Origin of the sequence: Ruminiclostridium cellobioparum subsp. termitidis CT1112 (genome assembly GCF_000350485.1) — a bacterium.
GTDB lineage: Bacteria > Bacillota > Clostridia > Acetivibrionales > DSM-1351 > Ruminiclostridium > Ruminiclostridium termitidis.
Genome location: NZ_AORV01000003.1, coordinates 24,464 through 31,012 on the forward strand (window position 1 = coordinate 24,464; position 6,549 = coordinate 31,012).

Annotated in this window: 5 protein-coding genes and 1 pseudogene; 2 read left to right on the plus strand and 4 right to left on the minus strand. The window is 42.4% G+C overall.

Going from position 1 to position 6,549, the window contains the following annotated elements:
- Positions 1–47: 47 nt before the first annotated feature.
- On the plus strand, positions 48–1,421 hold the full coding sequence (locus CTER_RS00565; RefSeq protein WP_004622878.1) for a sodium-dependent transporter: 1,374 nt from the start codon (positions 48–50) through the stop codon (positions 1,419–1,421).
- Between the two features lie 88 nt (positions 1,422–1,509).
- Here CTER_RS00565 and CTER_RS00570 read toward each other — a convergent pair whose 3' ends face one another.
- Positions 1,510–2,865 carry a citrate/2-methylcitrate synthase gene (locus CTER_RS00570; RefSeq protein WP_004622881.1) on the minus strand — a complete coding sequence of 452 codons (1,356 nt, stop codon included), beginning with the start codon at positions 2,863–2,865 and terminating at the stop codon, positions 1,510–1,512.
- Between the two features lie 355 nt (positions 2,866–3,220).
- Complete coding sequence (locus CTER_RS00575; protein ID WP_004622868.1) at positions 3,221–3,715, minus strand: SEC-C metal-binding domain-containing protein; 495 nt, start codon at positions 3,713–3,715, stop codon at positions 3,221–3,223.
- A 282-nt stretch (positions 3,716–3,997) separates the two neighbouring features.
- On the opposite strand from CTER_RS00575, the gene CTER_RS00580 reads away from it, so the two are divergent.
- A complete protein-coding gene (locus CTER_RS00580) occupies positions 3,998–4,672 on the plus strand; it encodes a DUF4397 domain-containing protein (RefSeq protein WP_004622888.1) in 675 nt (224 codons plus the stop codon).
- 151 nt (positions 4,673–4,823) lie between these two features.
- Here CTER_RS00580 and asnS read toward each other — a convergent pair whose 3' ends face one another.
- Positions 4,824–6,218, minus strand: a complete 1,395-nt coding sequence (gene asnS, locus CTER_RS00585; protein ID WP_004622857.1) for an asparagine--tRNA ligase — start codon at positions 6,216–6,218, stop codon at positions 4,824–4,826.
- 163 nt (positions 6,219–6,381) lie between these two features.
- Positions 6,382–6,549: pseudogene (locus CTER_RS27915) on the minus strand (aspartate--ammonia ligase); the annotation flags it as partial.

Sequence of the window (6,549 nt, forward strand, 5' to 3'; positions counted from 1 at the left end):
TTGATATTTTGGCAATCAATTTGGGTAAATCCTACAATGGAGGTTATATGAAGAATAAAAAAATGGCTTTTGAGCGCGAGCGTTTTTCAACCGGTCTGGCAGTATTCTTTGCCACTCTGAGCTCTACCGTGGGCCTTGGCAACATATGGAAGTTCCCGTACTTAACGGGCAAATACGGCGGCGGAGCTTTTCTGATCATTTATTTTTTGTGTGTGCTTTTCGTGGCGCTCCCGGTTATGATAAGCGAGATGTTTATTGGCAGAAGGACAAGAAAAAATGCTATCGGAGCCATAAAAACCCTGACAAAAAAACCGTTTTGGAAGATCATCGGCTATATGGGAATAGTTTCGGCATTTTTTATATTGTTTTTTTACAGCGCTGTTGCAGGTTGGGTTTACTCTTATATTTTCAAGGCAATTTCAGGACTTTTTAAAGATGCTACCATGGACGGGGTGGAAAGTATATTCGGCCAAACCGTCACAGGACCGCTTCCTCCAATCATTTGGCAGATTGTCGCAATTGCAGTGGTCTCCACCATTTTGCTCTTTGGAGTAAAAAAGGGTATTGAGAGAATCACCAAGCTGTTGATGCCTGTCCTGCTCATACTGATCATTATTTGTGACATCAGGGCATTATTGCTTCCGGGGGCTATGGAAGGAATAAAGTTCCTTTTTAATGTGGATTTTTCCAGTGTAACAAAAGAAGTGGTTTTGATGGCTTTAGGACTCTCCTTTTTCAAGCTTTCACTTGGAATGGGCACCATTATTACCTATGGCAGCTATTTTACCGCCGACAATAATATGTTTGCAACCTCCGGCAAAGTTGCTCTGGCAGATACGATAGTATCCCTGCTGGCGGGACTGGCCATATTCCCCGCGGTATTTTCCTTCGGCATGAAGCCTGAGCAGGGCCCCGGCCTGCTGTTCATGACAATTCCCCTGGTATTTTCAAAAATTCCTCTGGGAGGATTGCTTGTGGTCCTGTTTTTCATTCTGACTGCAATTGCAGCTACAACTGCAATGATGTCTATTTTTGAAGTGGTAATAACTTTTATAACCGAAGAACAAAAGCTTTCAAGAAGAAAAGCGGTTATAATAACCGCCGTCATTGTAATGGTATTTGGCATCCCGTCAGCCCTGTCTGCAAACAGCACAAGCCTGTTAAGCAATATAAAAATATTTGGGCTTACCTTTTTTAATTTCTTTGACAGCGTTTCGTCAAACATTCTTCTGCCTCTGGGCGGTCTGCTGATTGTAATTTTTGTAGGATACTTTTTAAACAGACAGGATGTCGCCCAGGAGCTTTCCAACAAGGGCACTCTGAAGAATGGAGGCCTGATCAAAGCCTATCTTTTCCTGTTGAGGTTCATCACACCCATACTGCTCTTGATTGTGTTTTTAAGCATGATTGGACTCATTTGACGGATACACGCCTGAGACAGCTGGTAAAACAGCTCTTCACAAGTGTTTTATCAGCTGTTTCAGGCGTATTTTTTTATCGGAAAATGAATTATTCCCTTTCTTCCAACGGGATAAAGGGCTGCAGCTTGGAAATGCTCTTGTAGGCAGGTCTGATTATTTTCTGCATGCATACCACCTCTTCGATCCTATGTGCACACCAGCCTACTATCCTTGCAACAGCAAATAAAGGAGTAAACAGTTCGGTAGGAATTCCCAATGCATTGTAAACAAATCCCGAATAAAGATCCACATTTGCACAGATGTTTTTGGAAGTCCCCTTTTTGGCTGAGAACACCTCAGGACCGATTCTCTCCACTGCGTCATAAAGCAGGAATTCCTTTTCGCGGCCCTTTTCTATTGCAAGCTGGTGGGCCTTTTCCTTGAGAAGTATGGTTCTCGGATCGGACAAGGTGTATACCGCATGACCGAGGCCATAAATCAGTCCTGCCCTGTCAAATACTTCCCTGTTCATCATTCTGGTCAAATAAGACTTGACTTCATCATCGTCGGCCCAGTCGGATACATTTTCCTTTATATTTTCAAGCATCTGCATGGCCTTTATATTTGCACCGCCGTGTTTTGGGCCTTTAAGAGAACCAACGGCCGCCGCAATTGCAGAATAAGTGTCGGTTTCGGTAGAGGAAACAACTCTGGCCGCAAAGGTGGAATTGTTTCCGCCGCCGTGTTCAGCATGCAATACAAGGGCAAGGTCAAGAATCTCGGCCTCGGTCCTGGTATATTTATTATCAGGCCTGATCATGTGCAGTATGTTTTCGGCAGTTGACAGGTCAGGTCTCGGCATGTGGATATAGAGACTCTGGCCGCCGTAATAGTGGGATTTGGCCTGAAAGCCATAAGCCGCCATTGTAGGGAAACGGGCAATGAGCTCCATGCTCTGTCTCAACAGATTCTTAGGGTAAATACTGTCGGGATCATTGTCATAGGAATATGAAACCAGCACGCTTCTTGCCAGCTTGTTCATAATATCTGAACTTGGAGCCTTAAGGATCATATCCTCGGTGAAACCATTGGGAAGAGCCCTCAGATCTCCCAGCAGCCCGTTGAACTCATCCAGCTGCTCCCTGTTCGGCAGTTTTCCAAACATGAGCAAATAGCAGACTTCTTCAAAACCAAACCGGTGTTCAGTCTGGAAACCTTTCACCAGGTCAACAACATCAATCCCCCTGTAAATAAGGCGGCCCTCGTCTTCCTTTCGCTCGCCCTCATAAAGCACATAACCATGCACTTCACCTATTTCGGTAAGACCGACCAGCACCCCCGAACCGTCACTGTTTCTAAGGCCTTTTTTAACATTATACTTGCTGAAAAACTCCGCATCTATTTTATTTACATCATCTATAGCATTTACCATTTTTTCTACATATGCATTTAATCTCTGTTCCATAGCATCCTCCTAAATATCTCAATGAAATATTCAACTCCAAGTCATTCATATTCCATTGAAAATCTACCCCAATTTTATAATATTTCTTAATATATTGCAAGTTGTATTTGTTAAAAAATCATCATTCTAATACCTGTGTAATTTTATATATCAACTGGTAATTTCCGTACCAACTTCATGAAATAGGACGCACCAAACACAATTTCAGTTAGCACAACACATTAATTTACCATCAGCCAGGGAAAATCTGGCACTCATATAATTAAAAAGGCATATAAGCAAACCTTTTAGGCTTTGCCTATATGCTTTTATACTAATTTGCAATATCTTCAAGTTAAAACGGAACGCCGGTTACCTATTGGCCGCAGCACTTCTTATATTTCTTGCCGCTTCCGCATGGGCAAGGGTCATTTCTGCCTACTTTGTTGCTTACTGCCATCCTGGAAGTTCTAAACTCCTTGGTTATATCTTTTCTGGCATCTTCAGACAGGATATTGTCCCACTCGGACAGATTGTACAGCCAGTCGGCTTTTGCATCCAGCATATTGAAATAAAGCTTTTCATAATCTATTTCAACATCAATTATGCTTGTTTCCTCAAGAGAATCAAGCTCAACCTCATTTACCAGACTGGTGTTTATACCATCCAAAAAGCCCATAAAAGTGACGGAATCCATATTGAAGGAGCCCGAGACTTCAGACAGCTGACCTTTTATAGTTTTCAGATTATTTGCCAATATATAAGCATAGTTGTCTTTTTCTTTTAAGAAATAGTCCTTCCAAAAAGCTTCATTTTCTTGTGGGGTTCTTTCCTTATCAGCGATTTCCCTCCACTGATCATTTAATGTCATAAAAATTACTCCTTTTCATTAAATCAAAGTATTGCTCGCAGCATTCAGCATACGCCAAATGTTATAAAAAGACGCCTGCGGCTATCATCCCAAGGAGTCCGACGGAAAATCCCACTTCTTTCCGAATGGACTCCATGGTATTATATCACAGGAAAAAGTGTGCCGCAAGTCCGGCACAGTCGGTGCCGGTGTTGATATTTATGTTAACCCTTTATATTAATAGCGCATATATTGAAATAGAATAACAATTTTTAAATATTTTTCAGGTATGGTGGTGAAATTATGACAAATGAAAGTTTCTATTACACCGAAGATTATCTGGATGAAAGGCAAATACCCGGTAAATCATATATAAGAGTTTTTCACGCCGCCCCCGGCGCTCCCGAGGCTGATATTTACGCGAATGGAACGCTTATCGCGCGCAGGATTGCCTTTGGACAGTTTACGGATTACATTTCCGTCGATGCGGGAACATATAACATTGAAGCTTTTCCGGTTGGCTTGCATACGTCTCCTATACTGAGAGTGACTCTTCCGGTCCAAGCTGAAAAAGTATACACTCTGGCAGTTATCGGTATCCTTCCAAGGATAGGAATCCTGCCGGTAGAAGATGTCTATGAGCCGGTAAATCCGGGAAGGACAAATGTAAGATTTATAAATCTGTCTCCCAATGCTCCGGGGTTAAGCCTGGCATTACGAGGAGGGTTGGAGCTTTTTTCAGACATAAGCTATACCGAGGTCAGCGATTACAGGGCAATGCTCCCCGGGCGGTATAACCTGATAGTAACTCCCACCGGAACTCCCACCGTGGTTGTCAATCTGCCCAATGTCACTCTGCGCCCGCGCAGAAATATTACTTTTTATGTCGTAGGAATGTTCGGGCAGACTCCTTCTTCTCTGGAAGTATATATTCCGATGGATGGTACTACCTATTTGCGGGAGGATTATGACTTTTAAAACTGCTGCTTCAGAACCGGACTGTTGAACTACATGTGATAAATTATGTAATAATGCCGGTTATAAACTTTAATTGTGTGAAAAAAAGAACATTATGCAATGTTCTTTTTTTGCTGCCATAAAATTATTGATAAGTTGTTAATATATTTTATTAAAACTCACAGTTTCCTGTTGTTCTTGGGAAAGGAATCACATCTCTTATATTGGTTATACCGGTCAGATACATAATAGCTCTTTCAAACCCAAGTCCAAAGCCGGCGTGTTTTGTTCCTCCAAATTTACGCAATTCAAGATACCACCAGTAGTCCTCTTTATTAAGTCCCATTTCTTCCATTTTCTTTTCAAGGACCTCAAGACGTTCTTCCCTCTGACTGCCGCCGATTATTTCACCTACTCCCGGCACCAGCAGATCCATTGCCGCCACCGTTTTATCGTCGTCGTTTATCCTCATATAGAAAGCCTTGATCTCCTTAGGATAACCGGTAACGAACACCGGCTTCTTAAATATCTGCTCTGTAATATATCTTTCATGCTCTGTCTGCAAATCACTGCCCCATTCCACCGGGTATTCAAAATTCTGCTTATTCTTCTGAAGCAGTTCTATGGCTTCAGTGTAGGTTATATGGGCAAACTCCGAATTGACGACATTGTTCAAACGTTCCAGCAGGGTTTTATCTACAAAATTATTGAAAAACTCCATTTCTTCAGGAGCATTCTCCATAACATAGCTGATAATATACTTGAGCATATCCTCTGCAAGCATCATGTCATCTCTGAGATCGGAGAAGGCTATTTCAGGCTCTATCATCCAGAACTCGGCGGCATGGCGGGCGGTATTTGAATTTTCCGCTCTGAAGGTGGGCCCGAAAGTATAGATATTCTTGAAGGCAAGAGCATATGCTTCCCCCGTAAGCTGCCCGCTTACGGTCAGGCTGGTCTCCTTCTCAAAAAAGTCCTGTGAGTAATCTATTTTGCCGCTTTCCTGCCTTGGAGGATTAACGATGTCAAGTGTGGTAACCTTGAACATCTGACCCGCACCTTCTGCATCACTTCCTGTGATCAAGGGAGTATGCACATAGACAAAGTTTCTCTCCTGAAAGAATTTGTGTATTGCAAAGGCAGCCAGGGATCTAACTCTGAATACTGCCGAGAAAGTATTTGTTCTGGGTCTTAAATGTGCTATGGTTCTCAAGAACTCAAAGGAATGCCTCTTCTTCTGAAGCTGGTAGTCGGCAGGACACATGTTTTCAATGGCAATGCGGGTTGCCTTGAGTTCAAAGGGCTGCTTTGCATTGGGTGTCTCCACCAGCTGGCCTTCAACCTCGATTGCCGAACCTACAGACAGCTTTGCTACCTCCTTAAAGTTTTCCAGTCTGCCTTCCTCGAATACAACCTGAAGGTTTCTGAAAAATGTTCCGTCATTAAGTTCAATAAACCCAAAGGTTTTCGAGTCGCGTACAGTTTTTACCCAACCGGGAACGGTTATGGTCTTACCGGTATAATCCTGCGGTGCTCTAAAAAGTTTCTTTATCTCTGAATAACTCATTGTTTGACTCCTTCATACTGTCTTAAATGTATTCCATAGATTATAATATTCCAAAAACTATTAAATTTAAAGTAGTTGAATAAATTTTGTAATCCGCTCGGTACAATCTGTATAAACCAAAGCTGTACCTGCCGTATACTTGATTTGAATAATATCCGGCAGATTACAAAAGCTCAATATTGTTCTCGGAACATTCCCTTATCATTTCATCGCTCCATACCGATGCCTGTACCTCTCCAATATGCGCCTTTCCAAGGAAGAACATACATATTCTCGATTGCCCTATTCCACCGCCTATGGTATAGGGAAGCTCTTTTTTAATGAGCTGGGT